The sequence below is a fragment of the Streptomyces kebangsaanensis genome (assembly GCF_001906585.1).
Lineage (GTDB): Bacteria > Actinomycetota > Actinomycetes > Streptomycetales > Streptomycetaceae > Streptomyces > Streptomyces kebangsaanensis.
Genome location: NZ_JUJA01000157.1, coordinates 139,283 through 154,883, shown reverse-complemented (window position 1 = coordinate 154,883; position 15,601 = coordinate 139,283). Strand labels below are relative to the sequence as shown.

Below are 15,601 nucleotides of genomic sequence, written 5' to 3'. Positions count from 1 at the left end.
CCCCCGCCGAGACGGCCGTGGCCCCCACCGGAGCCTCATACCCCTCACGCAGGGAGAGCGGCGGAATCCGCAGCGTCCCCAGCACCACACCGTCACTGTCGTCGACGAGCAGATCCAGCCGCCGCTCGACGCCGTCCAGCACCGCCCGTGCCGCCGCCACCGCCCCCGTCGGCACACCGAGCGAACGGGCCAGGGACATGACACCCCCGACCGGCACGACCGACAGCACGCATTCGGCCAGCTCCCGTTGCCGGTGCAGCACCGACACCGCCCGCAGCAGCGTCCGGTCGTCGCCGATCACCACCGGCCGCCGCGAGCCGCGCCGCGCCAACGCGCGGGCGAACTCCTCCGGCCCGTCCGGCAGGCACACCTTCGTGCTGGCACCCCCGCTGAGCACGTCTTTCGCGATCCGTACGGATTCCCCGTCCGTTCGCCGGGCGACCGGGTCGATGACCACCAGCAGCTGATCGGACGTGGGATGAGTCGCCACCTCGGTCCTGCCTCGCTTCCTCGGGTAGCATCTTTGTGCAAGAGCCCCTTTGCGCTATTGCGCCGGGGGCTTCGTCTATTCCGGGGCATCCGGTCCGACGGGTTGTGCGGCCGACCACGGTCGCGGGGATACGTGGCTGTGAGCCCGCGTACGCCCCTGACCTTGGACATGCCCCGCCCGGAAGGGGTGTACGCGCGTGCCCGCACTTGTGCTGCTCGGTGCTCAGTGGGGTGACGAGGGCAAGGGGAAGGCCACCGACCTGCTCGGTGGCTCGGTGGACTATGTGGTGCGTTATCAAGGCGGCAACAACGCCGGCCACACCGTCGTCGTCGGTGACCAGAAGTATGCACTGCACCTCCTTCCTTCCGGAATCCTCTCGCCCGGTTGTACGCCGGTCATCGGCAACGGCGTCGTCGTCGACCCGTCGGTCCTGCTCTCCGAGCTGAGCGGTCTGAACGAGCGCGGAGTCGACACCTCCAAGCTGCTGATCAGCGGCAACGCCCACATCATCACGCCGTACAACGTCACTGTCGACAAGGTGACGGAACGCTTCCTCGGCAAGCGCAAGATCGGCACCACGGGCCGGGGCATCGGCCCGACCTACGCGGACAAGATCAACCGCGTCGGCATCCGGGTGCAGGACCTGTACGACGAGTCGATCCTCACCCAGAAGGTGGAGGCGGCCCTCGACGCCAAGAACCAGATCCTCACCAAGCTCTACAACCGGCGCGCGATCGCCGCGAACCAGGTGGTCGAGGAGCTGCTGGGCTACGCCGAGCAGATCAGGCCGTACGTCGCCGACACCGTCCTGGTCCTCAACCAGGCGCTGGACGAGGACAAGGTGGTCCTCTTCGAGGGCGGCCAGGGCACGCTGCTGGACATCGACCACGGCACGTACCCCTTCGTCACCTCCTCCAACCCGACCGCGGGCGGCGCCTGCACGGGTGCCGGCGTGGGCCCGACGAAGATCAGCCGCGTCATCGGCATCCTGAAGGCCTACACCACCCGCGTCGGCGCCGGCCCCTTCCCGACCGAGCTGTTCGACGAGGACGGCGAGGCGCTGCGCCGCATCGGCGGCGAGCGGGGCGTGACGACCGGCCGCGACCGCCGCTGCGGCTGGTTCGACGCGGTGATCGCCCGCTACGCGACCCGGGTGAACGGCCTGACGGACTTCTTCCTCACCAAGCTCGACGTCCTGACCGGCTGGGAGCAGATCCCGGTCTGCGTCGCCTACGAGATCGACGGCGAGCGCGTCGAGGAGCTCCCGTACTCCCAGACCGACTTCCACCACGCGAAGCCGGTCTACGAGTACCTCCCCGGCTGGCAGGAGGACATCTCCAAGGCCAAGACCTTCGCCGACCTCCCGAAGAACGCCCAGGCCTACGTCAAGGCCCTGGAGGACATGTCCGGCGCGCCGATCTCCGCGATCGGCGTGGGCCCGGGCCGCGACGAGACGATCGAGATCAACTCGTTCCTGTAGGCGTCGCCCTCCGGGAGATTTGACAGGACGGCCGGTGCGGTGAACCGTACCGGCCGTCCCACATCGTCGAAAGCGGTGACAGGGGGAGCCGTCCGATGCCCGTACGAAAGCCGTCCACTGAACGGCAGCGTCGTCTGGGTGCCGAGTTGCGCAGAATGCGCGAGCACATCGGCATGTCGATCAACGAGGCCGCCGCCCTGCACCGCACCGACCGGACGACGGTCAGCAACACGGAGTCGGCCCGTTCGGGCGTGAGCAGCGATCGGGTCCGGGTGTGGGCCGCCAACTACCGCTGTCCCGACGCCGAGTACATCGACGCGCTGGCCGAGATGGCCCGGGAACGCGGGCCGTACTGGTGGGACGAGTACCGGGACGCGCTGTCCGCCGGCCTGCTGGACATCGCGGAGATGGAGCACCACGCGGCGGCTTTGCGCTCCGCGCAGATCATGCACATGCCCGGCCTGCTCCAGCTCCCCGACTACATGCGCGGCATCTTCGCGGAAGCGGTTCCGGCCATGTCACCCACCGACCTGGACCGGCACGTGGCTTTTCGAGCGAGGCGGGCGGAACTGCTCGACCGCCCGAACCCGCCACGGTGCGAGTTCCTGATCCATGAGTCCGCGCTGCGGATGCGGTTCGGGGACCGCCATGTTCTGCTGCGGCAGGTCGAGCACTTGCTGAAGCAGGTCGAGCGGCCCAGCGTCACAGTCCGGGTGGTGCCGTTCAGCGCCGGGGGCTTCGCGAACGCGGGCAGCTCGACGCTGTACGCCTGCGGCCCCGTGCCCCAGTTGGACACGGTGCAGATCGACGTACCCACGGGCGTGAGCTTCCTGCACGCCGAATCCTACCTGGCGAACTACCGCGCCGTTCTCGACCGGATGCGTGAACGTGCCCTGGGGCCCGGCGAGTCCATCAACTTCATCCGGCGGGTAGCGGAAGAGATCTGAGGCAGGAGCAGGTGGAACTTCACTGGCGGAAGTCGTCCTTCTCGGCGGACACCGGGAGCTGCATAGAGATCGCGGAACAGGGTGATCGGATCTTCCTGCGGGAGGGTGACGACCCGGACGTGGTCGTGCAGACCACTCGCCGCAAGTTGCGGGCCTTCCTGGAGGGGGCGAAGGCCGGCGAGTTCGACCGCTTCGTGACGTAGTGTCCGATCACTTGATACGACTTCGCGCAACATGTTGTCTTACGCATCACGCTGTGCGTACGCTGTGTAGCGCCTGCCGAGCATTCGGTAATGGCCTGGCGGGCAGCGCACAGAAAACGCCCCGGAGGTGAGCCACCACCCCGGGGCGGAGCCAACGCTGTGAAGGAGCGTCAGCATGACCAAGCCTATTCGGCTTGCCCTGGAACGAACACTTGCCCTGCTCTTCTCCCTCCTCCTCCCGGCCACCGGCCGGCGCCGCGGGCCGGGACGGCCGGGACACGCACCCACACCCCCGTGCACCCTGTCCGGGCTGCGCCTGCTGATCCACCGCACCGCCGTACCCGGACTGAGCGTCGCCCTTCCGGCGAAGTCCCGCGCCCGGACCGGAACCGGGGCCGGAACCCCCACCCCGCTCCACGGCGCCGGCCCCCTCGTACGCCCCTACCTGCTCGCGCACGAACGGTGGCAACGGCAGGCGGAGCGCCGCGCGGCTCTCGTACTCGCGCTGGAGGGGATCGACGTCGGCCCCTGGGTGATCCACGGCCACCGCGTCGGCGCTCCCGCGGGGGTGGCGGCCTGATGGGTACGACGCCGAACACGCGGGTCCAGGTGAGCCGTGTTCCCAGCAAGCCGGTCCGCCGGCAGGACGACGGAACCCTCGCCATCGACCTGTGGCTGCGCCGCGACGGGGTCTTCGACGGGGACGCGGCACTGCGTCTCACGTCCGCCGAGGCCGAACTGCTCCACGCCCAGCTGTGCTACGCGCTCGCCGACGAGCCCGTGACCACCCCGGCGAACCGCACGCCGGACTGCCGCAAGCCCTCGGCCGGCAGCCCGGGCGTCCACTGGCCGTAGGTATCAGGCGCGCGCAACCCTGAGCCCGTCGGTCTCGTCGTGGCCTGCCCCGGACTCGCGATGCGAGCGCGGGGTAGGCCCACACTCGATACCGTCGACCCTGCAACCGACTCCCGAGCGCATCGGAGACCGCACGTGACCGCGCAACCTGTGGGGCCGCACGACGGCGACCCTCTGATTCCCATGCCGGACAAGACCCCGGCGGCCCTCCGTGTCGCCGTGACGCGCCTCGACCCCGCAGGCGCCCTCCCGCAGTTCGACAGGCACTGGGAAGAAGCCACGCGGGAGGCCCGCGACACGTTCACACTCACCCCCTGCCGAGCTTTTCTCGAACATTGGTTCACGTGGGTCGCCGTCCACCGTCTCCCCACCCTGGCGGCTCGCCTGACCGAGTGCGAACGGATCGTCGCGACGTCCGACGACCGTGCCGAGCGCCGCGCCGCCGCCGCCGAGATCAGCCGCATCCTGGCCACCGCCGAGGAGAGCACGCGGTGAGTGACTGGACATGGGAGTACAACCCCAACGCCGAAGAGGTCGTCGGAGGACTCGCGGACGAGCAGCGGGCCGTGGTGGAGGACATCGCCCGAAGGGTCGCGGACGCCGTCGGAGTGCGCCGCATCGGCCACCCTTTCGACATCCAGGAGTCCGCCTCTGGCGTCCGCACCTACGCCGAAGGCAACGTCATGCTGTGGTATCAGGAGGACTACAGAGACGACACCGTCCTCGTCCTCCGTGTCCAGCTCTTCGTGCCTGAATGACCGGCAACTGGTCGTCGGCTGGCCGAGCTTCCCCGGCAGCAGTCCTCCAGCCACCCGAAGGAGCCACTGCACCCTCGCCGGGGCGGTGGTGCGGTTCCGGCCATCACCTCACCGTTGGACGCGCCCCCATACCGTGATGGCCCCCCGTTCCTCGGCAACCCAGGTGGAAGTACGGCGGAATCTGCCCCAGAGCCGGTTCAATCGATTTGCTCGGGAACACGACCTCGCGTTCGGTGCGAAAACGTAACTCATCGGCTTCGCGCGCAGTGTTTCCGTGACGGAGCCCTCTCGCAGCTCTGTCAGAGACCGTGGGCGTACGCGATCACGGGGGTACGGGCACGCCGTAGATCACGTACAAGACGCGCCGGCCGCCATCCTGTCCGTCCACCCTGTGCCCCGGTGGGAGGTGAGCTGACGCGATGGGAGGGGCCGAACCCCCCTGAAAAGCATGGCGTGTTCCTTGCCGGACGCGATGCGTGCTCGGATCTCGGACAGGGGGACGGGTGAACGGCGAAGGACACGCCCGTCCACCCGTCCCTGCTCCCCCTCCGCCACCCCCTTGGCCACCATGATTCCGACAAGTGCGACGCAGGGACCACTCCGGGCACCTCGAGACGGACCTGACGTCACAAGGGACGTGGCACGGATACGCCTGCCGGGCCCTTACCGGCAGCCGGCCTCGCCCACCTCGCCGGATGGGCCGGCAACGCCGCCCACGGCCACTGCCGCAACTGCTTGGCCGATGCCCTGCGCGAACCCGCTCTCGGCCTGAGCACGCATCACGCCTGTGTTCCTTGCTGAGAGCGTGCGTACCGTTGTGAGCGCTACCGTCGGTTGATGCCGGGCAGGAAGACGCCGTAGAAGTCCAGCATCTTCGCGGTGCGTGCCCGCGTCCGGTCCTTCATGTACGGCCAGGCGGCCTCCACGAGGCCGTCTGCGTTCAGGAGCTGTTCGAGGACCTCGAAGTACACCGCGCCGCTGACGTGTTGTGAGGAGTGATCCATGATCTGCTCCACAAAGTCCCAGCAGCGCCTGAGCAGTTCCACGTCCGGGTTGGGGCTCTCCAACTGCGGCATCAGCACGTGTGTCGTGAAGCACTCGGCCAGCACCTCATACAGGTCCAGGACCGCGTCTCGGGTCAGAACGGCCGCTTCCGCGGGCATCTCGTACTTCTCCGCGATGAACTCCGCGGATTCGGGGACGGCGTGCAGCAGAAGAGGAGGGATGTCCTCGGCGGGGATGTCAGCCATGTCTTTCCTGCTTCGGGTGCGGTGGTCGTGGTCGCCTGTCGGGCGGCTCCGGGATCCGAACGGGTCCACGGTGGCGGCTTACGACAGCTCGCAGCCGCTCCTGGAGGCGATCAGCGCCACCAGCCCGGCCACTTCCCCCTCGCCGTCGTAGGCGCGCACGCGCAGCTCCCAGCCCTGCTTCGTGAGCAGGGTCTGCTCCCGGCCCTCGAGGGAAAGGGACTGGTCGCCGGTCCACCCCTTGCTCCGCAGGATCCCGACGACGTCGTCCGCCCGCTCTCCCTCTGTGCCTTGGCGCCGCGCCATGACGCCTGTCGCGCAGTCCTTCTCGCTGGTCGGCTCACCCATCCGAGTCAGGCCCGCCGCGGCGACCGTGTCGACGATGTCCTTCCGGATCGTGGCCGCCGTCGGGTCGGCGGACTCATTTCCGCACGCCGTCGCCAGCGGGGCGGTCAGCAGCAAGGCCAGCGGCACGGCCAGGCTTTGGCCGACGCGGCGCAGCGGCGTTCCGGCTCTCTCCATCACTGTCCTTGGATCTCTTTCTCCCCGTCCCACCAGGACGACCGGACCGCAGAGCGTTCACGGTCATGGTCCACGGCGGGCCGCAGCCGCGTCGACCGGACTCAGCTGAAGACGATCATCGAGCCCTGGGCCAGGCTCCGTGTGGCCGCCGCGTGCAGGCCCAGCCAGACGTGGCGTTCGCGGGCGAAGGGGCTGGGGTCGTAGGGGGCGGGGGCGGCCGGTTGCTCCAACTCCGTGGGAGCCGCGGGTGGTTCCGGGGCGGCCGGGGGGTTGGCCGGGTCGATGCCCAGGGACGGGGCGACGTACTCCAGCTCGCGCAGGAGGGTCTGGGAGGAGCCGAGGGGGCCGCCGCCGGCGAGGAGTTCGTCGTTGGACAGGGGGTGCGGGAAGTCCATGGGGACGTAGGCGCCGGCGTGGTCGTAGTGCCAGACCAGGTGGGACTGCTGGGCGGTCGTCTCGAACATCTCCAGCAACTGCTCGTAGTCGCCGCCCAGTTCGTCGACCGGGGTCAGCGGCAGGCCGCAGACCTGCAGGAGGTAGGCGCGGCGCAGGAAGTGCAGCGCGTCGTAGTCGAAGCCGGCCACCGGCGCCACCTCCCCGGACAGGCCGGGCATGTACTGGTACACCGGCACCGGCGGGAGCCCGTTTTCGGCGAGCACCTTGTTGTACTGCGCGAGTTCCTCGGCGAACGGGTTGTCGGGGGTGTGGCACAGCACGTCGACGAGCGGTACCAGCCACAGGTCGCAGGCCAAAGAGGGCTCCTCGGGGGCAGGGCTTCAAGCACGTTCGGTGGTGAAAGGAGTCTAGAAGCGTAGTCGGTGCGGCACCGCTCAGGTCCCCTCGTGCAGGTCCCATACCCACACCCCGCCCGTCCACGTGCCCGGACGGCCCACCAGCTCGGTCACCGCCGTCCGCAGGGGGCCGTCGTGCTGCTGGGGGGCCAGCACCAGGGCGCCCGCGTGCCAGTGGGCGAAGTCCCGCCGGGCCCGGGCCCGCCAGTTCTCGCCGATGGGCGGGACGGCGCCGGAGTGGCTCACGTTCCGCAGCAGGCTGGAGGTGGGGCGGGGGGAGGCGCCGTAGATGCCGACGCGGTCGGGGCCGTAGGGGCCGTTGAAGTAGCCGCCGGGAAGGCTGAAGCCGAGGCGGGCCTCGGTCTGCCAGTGCAGGGCCTCCGCGTTGCCCGGGTCCGGCAGGGGGACCGGCACCAGGGACTCGCCGTCGCGGACGTACGGCTTCCACAGGCCGGCCGTGATGAACTCCGGTACCGGGTCGCGGTCTTCCGCCTTCAGCGGTGCCGGGACCAGCGGCAGGAGCGCGAGGCCGACGGCGAGGAGGCCGCAGTAGAGCGTGCCGGTGCGGCGGGACGCCGTGAGCCTGGCGAGGGCGAACGCCAGGAGCATGCCCAGCGCCGGCGCGCAGATCATCGCCACCCGGCCCTCGATGACCGACTCGAACAGCGGCAGGTGGGCGAGCGGCGCCCACGGGCCCGGGTACACCAGGTCGGTCAGCGGGATGCGGAACTCCGGGCCCAGGGACAGCAGGGCCGCGGCGGCCGTCGTGACCGCCAGCGCCCTGACCAGGGCGTGCTCCCACAGCCGTACGGTGATCCCGAAGGCGAGCAGGAGCAGCGGCCAGCCGTAGAAGGCGTTCTGCTCGGTGGTGTTCATGGCGAGGGCGCCCGCCCTCGCCGCGTCGCCCGCGAGCAGGGAGCGTTCGGCGAAGGAGACCAGGGCGAGCGGGCTGTTGCCCGTGGTGCCGGCGTGCAGCACGTTCCCGTAGCTCTGCGGGCCCGCGAACTGCCAGTACAGGGGGTGGGCGACGATCGGCAGGCACACCGCCACGGCGATCAGCAGGCCCTTCAGCAGGGGCCGCCAGGCCGCCTTCGCCACGTCCCTGCGGACGGTCCCGTAGGCGGCGGCGAACAGGGCCATGCCGATCGCGGCGAGCAGCAGCGGCTCCTCGCCGAGGAAGACCTGGTACGCCGCCATCAGCCCGAGCACGATCCCGTTCCGCCGCACCCGGGCGCCCTCGGCCAGGCGCAGCGCCCGGTCGGCGATCAGCGGGATCATGAACAGGACCACGAAGTTGGGGTGCGCGTTGGCGTGGCTGACCATCGGCGGGGCGAAGGCGGCCAGGCAGGCGCCGGTGAAGGCCGCGCCCCGGTGCCGTACGACCCGTTTGACGATCAGCCAGTACCAGGCGGCCGCGGTGGCCGCGAGGCCCAGGGTCATGCACAGGCTCAGCGCGACCGCGGGGCCCAGGGCCAGCGTGACCGGGGCGAACGGGACCGAAAGGCCCAGCATGACCGTGTTGGCCATGAGGTTCACGCCGTCCGGGAAGTTCTGGAGGTCGGTGAACAGCGGGTTGCGGAGGTGGGCGACGCTGTCGGCGGTGACCGCGAAGAACCACTCCCACTGGTTCTGGTCCTGCAGGGAGTCGGGGAGGTAGCGGTGCGCGGGGTCGAGGACGCGGCCCGAGTAGAGGGTGACCGCCATGAGGAGGAAGACGGCGGCGGCGAAGACGTCGGCCGGACGCGGGCAGCGGGCCCTGAGACGGCCGAGTTCGGCGAGGAAGCGGACATAGTCCAGGGGGGCGAGCTTGGAGCCGGACCGGTGGGCCCAGCGGACGGGGACCTCGGCGACCGGCCAGCCGGCGCGGCGGAAGTACCGCAGGACCTCCACGTCGATGCCCCAGCCGTCGAGCCGGGAGGCGGCGAAGGCCTCGCGGGCGCGGTCGCCCTCGAAGAGTTTGAAGCCGCACTGGGTGTCGCGTATGCCGGGCACCGCGACGCCGCGTATGAGCAGGTTCCCGGCGCGGCCCAGGAGTTCGCGCACCCGGTGCTGGCGGCTGACGATCGTCGCGCCCGGCACCGAACGGGAGCCGATCGCGGCCGCGGTGCCCTCGCCGAGCGCCTCGTCGAGCTGTTCCAGCTCCTCGATGGGGGCGGCGAGGTCGGCGTCGGTGACCAGTACCCGGTGGCCGCGGGTGGCGGCGACGCCCAGGCGCAGGGCGTGGCCCTTGCCGCGGTTGCGGTCGGCGGCGACGAGCCGGACGCGCGGGTCGTCGCGGCCGGTGACGAGGTCGCCGGTGCCGTCGGTGGAGCCGTCGTCGGCGACGACGACCTCCCAGGTGCCGAAGCGGCTCCCGCGGCCGGCCAGGTACGCGGTGACCGCGTCGAGGGTGGGGCCGAGCCGCTGGTCCTCGTTGTAGGCGGGGATGACGACGGACAGGTCGACCGTCTCGGTGACGGTCCCGCTCATGCGCCGGCCGCCAGCCGTTCGACGAGGGCGAGGGAGTCCGCGTTGTACGCGGCGACGATCGCGCGGGCGGCCGCGGCGTCGCCCGCCGCCAGGGCGTCGACGAGTCCGGTGTGCCCGGACCACAGCTCGCCGCGCAGATCGGCGCGGCGGCGCAGGTGCTGCACCGCGCACACCCAGGACTGCACGCGCAGCCGGTGCAGGAAGTCGGAGAGGTAGGGGTTGCCGAACAGGGCGGCCAGTTCCCGCCAGAAGCGCAGGTCGTAGCCGATCAGTACGGTCAGGTCGCCCGCGGCGGCCGCGCGCTGCGCCTCCTCGCCGCGCCGGCGCACCCCGGCGAGCACGGTTCTGATGTGCGGGTCGTCGGGATGGCGGAAGGCCTTGGGGCCCTCGGCCACGAGCCGGAACATGCCGTCGGTGACCAGGCCGCGGGCCTCGATCATCGCGCGGAGGTCGTCCAGGGAGTACTCGCGCACCCGGAAGCCGCGGTGCTGGTCGGCCTCCAGCAGGCCCTGCGCGGACAGGTCGACGAGCGCCTCGCGGACGGGGGTCGCGGACACCCCGTACTGCTCGGCGATCTCCTTGACCGTGCACTCCTGCCCCGGCTGCAGCCGCCCGGCCAGCACCTCGTCCCGGAGCGCGTCCGCGATCTGCTGCCGCAGGGTGCTGCGCGTCACCGCGCCGGTGCCGCTGTTGCCGGGCATGGTCGGGGCGTCTCCTTGCGCATGCGGGGGCGTGCTCGTACATCCATGTCTACGAGCACGCCACCTTACGCGTTCGATTTTCCCGGTCCCGGCACGACGGGGCCGCGCGGCCGCTTCGTGTCCGTGCGGCCGCGCCGGCGCCCTGTACGGCTACTTCGTGTACTCGTCGGCCACCGACAGCGCCGCGTCCAGCGCCGCCAGGCCCTCCTTCAGCTCGGCCGCGGTCGCGTTGCACGGCGGGACGACGTGCGTGCGGTTCATGTTGACGAAGGGCCACAGACCGTTCGCCTTCGCGGCGGCGCCGAAGGCCGCCATCGGGGCGTTCGCCTCGCCGGCCGCGTTGTACGGCACCAGCGGCTCGCGGGTCTCGCGGTCCTTCACCAGCTCGACGGCCCAGAACATGCCGACGCCGCGCACGTCGCCGACGCTCGGGTGCCGCTCGGCCAGCTCGCGCAGCGCCGGCTCCACGACCTCGGTGCCGAGCCGCGCGGCGTTCTCGACGACGCCCTCCTCGGCCATCACGTTGATCGTCGCTACGGCCGCCGCGCAGGCCAGCGGGTGTCCGGAGTAGGTGAGACCGCCGGGGTAGGCGCGCTTGCCGAACGTCTCCGCGATCTTCCCGGAGATCGCGACGCCGCCGAGCGGGACGTACCCGGAGTTCACGCCCTTGGCGAAGGTCATCAGGTCCGGTACGACGTCGAACAGGTCCGCCGCGAACCACTCACCGGTCCGCCCGAACCCGGCCATGACCTCGTCCAGGACGAAGACGATCCCGTACTTGTCGCACAGCTCGCGCACCCCGGCGAGATAGCCGGGCGGCGGCACCATGATCCCGGCCGTGCCGGGGACGGTCTCCAGGATGATCGCGGCGATGGTCGCCGGCCCCTCGAAGGCGATCGTCGCCTCCAGGTGCTCCAGGGCCCGCGCGCACTCCTGCTCCTCGGTCTCGGCGTAGAAGCGGGAGCGGTAGAGGAAGGGGGCCCAGAAGCGCACGACACCGGCCGAGCCGCTGTCCGAGGGCCAGCGCCGGGGGTCACCGGTGATGTTGACGGCCTGCTGCGTGCCGCCGTGGTACGAGCGGTACGCCGAGAGCACCTTGGGCCGCCCGGTGTGCAGCCGGGCCATGCGCACCGCGTGCTCGACGGCGTCGGCGCCGCCGTTGGTGAAGAAGATCTTGTCCAGGTCGCCCGGGGTTCGCTCGGCGATCAGCCGCGCCGCCTCGGACCGCGCCTCGACGGCGAACGCCGGCGCGAACGTGGCCAGGTTCGCGGCCTGCTCCTGGATCGCGGCGACGACCTTGGGGTGCTGGTAGCCGATGTTGGTGTAGACGAGCCCGCTGGCGAAGTCCAGGTAGCGCCTGCCGTCGTAGTCCCAGAAGTACGACCCTTCGGCACCGGCCACGGCCGGCGGGTCGATGAGGTCCTGCGCGGACCAGGAGTGGAACACGTGCGCGCGGTCGGCGGCCTTGACGGCTGCGCCGGCTTCGGGATTCGGCTGAGGGGTCATGCGGGCGAGGGTAAACGGAGGGGACGAGGGCGCGACATCGGCGGCCTGTCTGCGCTCGCGGGGTTTTAGCGACAGGTTGTCGCTGTTACGGAACCGTAGACACCGGATCGCCCGCCCGAGCGGACCGCCGCACTATCCTCGGTCTGTCGCACAGGGGCGTATCGGGGGATACCGGGGGGAGGCGGTTCGGCCATGGAGAAGCTGGGGCCTGGCGATCCGCAGAGGATCGGCGCGTACCGGCTGCTGGCGCGGCTCGGGGCCGGAGGCATGGGACGGGTGTACCTGGCCCGGTCGGACCGGGGGCGGACCGTCGCCGTGAAGCTGGTGCGGCAGGAGCTCGCGCAGCAGGAGGAGTTCCGGGCACGGTTCCGGCAGGAGGTGCGGGCCGCGCGGCGGGTCGGCGGGTACTGGACGGCGCCCGTGCTGGACGCGGACACCGAGGCCGCCGTGCCGTGGGTGGCCACCGGGTACGTCGCCGGGCCCAGCCTGCAGCGGGTCGTCGGGCACGACCACGGCCCGCTGCCCGAGCGGTCGGTACGGATCCTCGCGGCCGGGCTGGCCGGTGCGCTCAAGGACATCCACGCCGCCGGGCTCATCCACCGCGACCTGAAGCCGTCCAACGTGCTCGTCACGATCGACGGCCCGCGCGTCATCGACTTCGGCATCGCGCGGGCGCTGGAGACCGTCACGGACGGCGGGCTCACCCGGACCGGCGCGCTGGTCGGCTCGCCCGGGTTCATGGCGCCCGAGCAGGTGCGCGGCGACCGGGTCACTCCGGCGTGCGACGTCTTCTGCCTCGGCTCGGTGCTCGCGTACGCCGCGACCGGCGCGCTGCCCTTCGGCGGTACCGACAGCGGGGTGCACGCGCTGATGTTCCGCATCGCCGAGGAGGAGCCCGCCCTCGAGGCGCTGCCCGAGGGCATCGCCGATCTGGTCCGCGCCTGCCTGCAGAAGGACCCGGCCGCCCGGCCGACCCTCGACCAGGTCGTCCAGCGCACCGGCGCCGAGAACACGGTCGCCGACGGCCGCCTCCGCGACCCGTGGCTGCCGAGCGCTCTTGTCGCCCAACTCGGGCGCCATGCGGTCCAGTTGCTGGAGACGGAGAATCCGGAGGAGTCGCAGGCGCAGGAAGAGCGCGGGCCGGACGGGGCGGCCGGTGCCGGCGCGGTGGTGCCGGCCGAGGGGGAGGAGGCGGAGCCCGGACCCGCCGGGGAGGCTCCCACGATCGTCCGGGCCGGGAACCGGCCCGCCGCCGCTCCCCAGCCCTCGCCCGAGCACGCGGCGACCGCCGACGCCTTCGGCGCCGACGCCTTCGGCGCCGGCGCCGCCGGTGCGTCGCCCGCCCCGCCGCCCCCCGGGCAGCCCGGCGGAGGCGCGAACACCCCGGTCGACCACCTCCCCACGATGGCCGCGGGCCGGACACCCCCGCCGGGACCGGCGCCCGCCCACCCGGCGTACGGCTTTCCCCAGCAGCACCCCCAGCACGCCGCCTACGGCCACCCGCAGCAGGCCGCCGCTCCGGGGCACCCAGGGCACCCTCCCTACGGCGCCCCGGGCGCGACCCCGCCGTACGGTCCGCCGCCGTTCGGTTCGACCCCGCCCTACGGCCCGGGCCCCCTGCCGCCGCAGGAGCCGCGCCGGAGCGGTGGCTCCACGGCGGCGCTGGTCGCGGTGGCACTGGTGGTGGCGCTCGGCGCGGGCGGCTCCGTGTACGCCCTGATGCGGGGCGGCGGCAGCGACGACAAGGGCGGACCCGGCCCCTCGCCCACCGCCAGTGCCCCCACCGCACCGGCCTCCCAGGAGCCGAAAGGCTCCGATCCCGGCCCGGCGGCCTCGCAGCCGGACTCCCCGGCCCCGGCCGACGGGGCCGTCCCGGCCGCCTACCTCGGCGGCTGGACGGCGACGATCGACAGGGCCGACGGTGTCCACACCCGGCACCTCACCCTCAGGCAGGGGAACGTGGACGACACCGTGCTCACGGTCGTCGCCGACGGGCCCGCCGGCGGCACCTACCACTGCGTGTTCGAGGCCCGGCTCACCCGGTCGCCGGGCGGAGGCGGCCCGCTGGAGATCGGCCCCTCCACCGTCGCGGTCGGAGACGAGCGTTCGGGCTGCAAGCCGGGCGACCCCTCGGAGGTCACCCTGCTGCCGGACGGCAGGCTGCAGCGCGTGACCGCCGGCACCGGGGAGAAGCTGACGTACACCAGGCGGTGACCGCCGCGGTGACCGGCGTCACCGCGGCTCCGGCGGCCGCTGCCGGGGCATGTTCGGCCGTGCCGCGCCCGGCGGCAGCGCGAGGCGGCCCTGCCCGCCGCCCGTCTCGGACCGCCCGCCGCCCGGCACCGCCGACTGCAGGCCCATCGGCGCCGCCCCGACCCGGAACTGCACCATCCAGTCGGCCGTCTCGGTGCGCACCAGCTCGGTCACGTCCTCCGAGAACCGCCGCAGCACGGTGAGGCACCGTTCGGCGGCCTCGCCGGCCGTTCCCTCGGCGGGGCCCAGGATCTCCCGTACGTTCTCCGACGCCCAGTCGAACTGCAGCGCCTGCAGCCGCCGCTGCACGGCCTGCGCGGTCGCCACGTCCCTCATCCACCCGGACGTCACCCCGAAGTACCGGTCGACCCCGACGCACGAGGCGGACAGCAGCAGCGCCACGTACCCCCACGGCGCCGCCCCGTCCACCGCACCGGTCAGGTCCAGCAGGGGCAGCACCGCCCCGGCCACCGCCCCCGCCGCGGTCCCGCACCGCAGCGCCCGCGCCCCGCGCCGCTTCCACACCCGCTCCGCCAGGTACCAGGCCACGGTCTGCAGCGCCCCCCGCTCCACCCACCGGTACAGCTCGTCCAGGCACCGCGCCGGCTCGGCCCAGTCGCCGGGCGGGAAGGGCCGCCCGGTCAGATCGCCCGGCCGCGGCCCGGCCGCGCCGTCGTCCCGCCCGTCCTGGGGCGGACGCTCGGGCTGCATCTCCGGCTGACCCACCCGGCACTCCCTACTGCTCACGGTCCGTGACGCTGGCTGACACGCCGGACCCTTCCTACCCCCCAATGGGTGGCGAAGAGACGCAAAGCGCGGTTTTTCCGCCCGGAAGGGGGCGTTGATCAGGTATAGGGCTCATCCGAGAGTCACCCGAAAGAGTGGCAGGGCGCTGGCTGCCCGGACCACGTAGGCTCGTGCCAGCGGGAAACCGGAGCCGGTTCCCGCCCCGACAGCCATACGAAAGCAGGAGCTGATCGTGATTCCCGGTGGTGGCCAGCCCAACATGCAGCAGCTGCTCCAGCAGGCGCAGAAGATGCAGCAGGACCTGCAGCGGGCGCAGGAGGAACTGGCGCGGACCGAGGTCGACGGGCAGGCGGGCGGCGGCCTGGTCAGGGCCACCGTCACCGGCGCCGGCGAGCTGCGTGCGCTGAAGATCGACCCGAAGGCGGTCGACCCCGAGGACACCGAGACCCTGGCCGACCTGATCGTCGCGGCCGTCCAGGCGGCCAACGACAACGCCCAGGCGCTCCAGCAGCAGAAGCTGGGCCCCCTCGCCCAGGGCCTGGGCGGCGGCAGTGGCATTCCGGGGCTGCCCTTCTGAGGGGGCTGCCCTTCTAAGAAGGGCGCCGGACAACTACCGTACGTACCGAAGCGAG

The 15,601-nt window shown here is 72.0% G+C and carries 17 protein-coding genes; 9 read left to right on the top strand and 8 right to left on the bottom strand.

What is annotated here, in order from left to right:
* Positions 1-490 (bottom strand): acylglycerol kinase family protein (locus RH94_RS44820; protein WP_234426089.1); only part of this gene is annotated, 490 nt, incomplete at its 3' end.
* A 196-nt stretch (positions 491-686) separates the two neighbouring features.
* Here RH94_RS44820 and RH94_RS27865 point away from each other — a divergent pair.
* From RH94_RS27865 to RH94_RS27835, 7 genes are all read left to right on the top strand, one after another.
* Entirely contained in the window at positions 687-1,970 is a 1,284-nt protein-coding gene (locus RH94_RS27865) for an adenylosuccinate synthase (RefSeq protein ID WP_073951011.1), read from the top strand.
* Between the two features lie 95 nt (positions 1,971-2,065).
* A complete protein-coding gene (locus RH94_RS27860; RefSeq protein ID WP_073951009.1) occupies positions 2,066-2,917 on the top strand; it encodes a helix-turn-helix domain-containing protein in 852 nt (283 codons plus the stop codon).
* A gap of 11 nt (positions 2,918-2,928) precedes the next feature.
* On the top strand, positions 2,929-3,120 hold the full coding sequence (locus RH94_RS27855; RefSeq protein ID WP_073951007.1) for a DUF397 domain-containing protein: 192 nt from the start codon (positions 2,929-2,931) through the stop codon (positions 3,118-3,120).
* A 175-nt stretch (positions 3,121-3,295) separates the two neighbouring features.
* Complete coding sequence (locus RH94_RS27850; protein ID WP_073951005.1) at positions 3,296-3,700, top strand: hypothetical protein; 405 nt, start codon at positions 3,296-3,298, stop codon at positions 3,698-3,700.
* Complete coding sequence (locus tag RH94_RS27845; RefSeq protein WP_073951003.1) at positions 3,700-3,975, top strand: hypothetical protein; 276 nt, start codon at positions 3,700-3,702, stop codon at positions 3,973-3,975. Before RH94_RS27850 ends, RH94_RS27845 begins: the two co-directional genes overlap by 1 nt.
* 183 nt (positions 3,976-4,158) lie before the next feature.
* Positions 4,159-4,470 carry a DUF6247 family protein gene (locus tag RH94_RS27840; protein WP_079189223.1) on the top strand — a complete coding sequence of 104 codons (312 nt, stop codon included), beginning with the start codon at positions 4,159-4,161 and terminating at the stop codon, positions 4,468-4,470.
* A complete protein-coding gene (locus RH94_RS27835; RefSeq protein ID WP_073950999.1) occupies positions 4,467-4,733 on the top strand; it encodes a hypothetical protein in 267 nt (88 codons plus the stop codon). The genes RH94_RS27840 and RH94_RS27835 overlap by 4 nt, the downstream gene beginning before the upstream one ends.
* 824 nt (positions 4,734-5,557) lie before the next feature.
* On the opposite strand, the gene RH94_RS27830 is transcribed toward RH94_RS27835, so the two are convergent.
* From RH94_RS27830 to RH94_RS27805, 6 genes are all read right to left on the bottom strand, one after another.
* Complete coding sequence (locus RH94_RS27830) at positions 5,558-5,983, bottom strand: DUF7674 family protein (protein WP_073950997.1); 426 nt, start codon at positions 5,981-5,983, stop codon at positions 5,558-5,560.
* 78 nt (positions 5,984-6,061) lie between these two features.
* Positions 6,062-6,502: a hypothetical protein gene (locus RH94_RS27825; protein WP_073950995.1), complete on the bottom strand. Its 441-nt coding sequence runs from the start codon at positions 6,500-6,502 to the stop codon at positions 6,062-6,064.
* Between the two features lie 101 nt (positions 6,503-6,603).
* Positions 6,604-7,254 (bottom strand): hypothetical protein, encoded by a 651-nt coding sequence (locus tag RH94_RS27820; protein WP_073950993.1) that lies wholly within the window; start codon positions 7,252-7,254, stop codon positions 6,604-6,606.
* Positions 7,255-7,332: 78 nt separating this feature from the next.
* Entirely contained in the window at positions 7,333-9,762 is a 2,430-nt protein-coding gene (locus tag RH94_RS27815; RefSeq protein ID WP_073950991.1) for a dolichyl-phosphate beta-glucosyltransferase, read from the bottom strand.
* Entirely contained in the window at positions 9,759-10,463 is a 705-nt protein-coding gene (locus RH94_RS27810; protein WP_073950989.1) for a GntR family transcriptional regulator, read from the bottom strand. Before RH94_RS27810 ends, RH94_RS27815 begins: the two co-directional genes overlap by 4 nt.
* A 150-nt stretch (positions 10,464-10,613) precedes the next feature.
* Positions 10,614-11,969, bottom strand: a complete 1,356-nt coding sequence (locus RH94_RS27805) for an aspartate aminotransferase family protein (protein WP_073950987.1) — start codon at positions 11,967-11,969, stop codon at positions 10,614-10,616.
* 192 nt (positions 11,970-12,161) lie between these two features.
* On the opposite strand from RH94_RS27805, the gene RH94_RS27800 reads away from it, so the two are divergent.
* The gene (locus RH94_RS27800) at positions 12,162-14,183 is read left to right on the top strand and encodes a serine/threonine-protein kinase (protein WP_073950985.1); all 2,022 of its coding nucleotides are present in this window, start codon (positions 12,162-12,164) and stop codon (positions 14,181-14,183) included.
* Between the two features lie 18 nt (positions 14,184-14,201).
* On the opposite strand, the gene RH94_RS27795 is transcribed toward RH94_RS27800, so the two are convergent.
* Positions 14,202-14,948, bottom strand: coding sequence for an SLATT domain-containing protein (locus tag RH94_RS27795; protein WP_073950983.1), 747 nt, complete (start codon positions 14,946-14,948; stop codon positions 14,202-14,204).
* A gap of 253 nt (positions 14,949-15,201) precedes the next feature.
* On the opposite strand from RH94_RS27795, the gene RH94_RS27790 reads away from it, so the two are divergent.
* Positions 15,202-15,546: a YbaB/EbfC family nucleoid-associated protein gene (locus RH94_RS27790; protein ID WP_073950981.1), complete on the top strand. Its 345-nt coding sequence runs from the start codon at positions 15,202-15,204 to the stop codon at positions 15,544-15,546.
* The last annotated feature ends 55 nt before the right edge of the window (positions 15,547-15,601 follow it).

Coding starts and splice junctions, on each gene's coding strand:
- RH94_RS27800 (WP_073950985.1), top strand. CDS start 12,162: ATGGAGAAGCTGGGGCCTGGCGATCCGCAGAGGATCGGCGCGTACCGG.
- RH94_RS27825 (WP_073950995.1), bottom strand. CDS start 6,502: ATGGAGAGAGCCGGAACGCCGCTGCGCCGCGTCGGCCAAAGCCTGGCC.
- RH94_RS27810 (WP_073950989.1), bottom strand. CDS start 10,463: ATGCCCGGCAACAGCGGCACCGGCGCGGTGACGCGCAGCACCCTGCGG.
- RH94_RS27860 (WP_073951009.1), top strand. CDS start 2,066: ATGCCCGTACGAAAGCCGTCCACTGAACGGCAGCGTCGTCTGGGTGCC.
- RH94_RS27845 (WP_073951003.1), top strand. CDS start 3,700: ATGGGTACGACGCCGAACACGCGGGTCCAGGTGAGCCGTGTTCCCAGC.
- RH94_RS27850 (WP_073951005.1), top strand. CDS start 3,296: ATGACCAAGCCTATTCGGCTTGCCCTGGAACGAACACTTGCCCTGCTC.
- RH94_RS27815 (WP_073950991.1), bottom strand. CDS start 9,762: ATGAGCGGGACCGTCACCGAGACGGTCGACCTGTCCGTCGTCATCCCC.
- RH94_RS27840 (WP_079189223.1), top strand. CDS start 4,159: ATGCCGGACAAGACCCCGGCGGCCCTCCGTGTCGCCGTGACGCGCCTC.
- RH94_RS27830 (WP_073950997.1), bottom strand. CDS start 5,983: ATGGCTGACATCCCCGCCGAGGACATCCCTCCTCTTCTGCTGCACGCC.
- RH94_RS27805 (WP_073950987.1), bottom strand. CDS start 11,969: ATGACCCCTCAGCCGAATCCCGAAGCCGGCGCAGCCGTCAAGGCCGCC.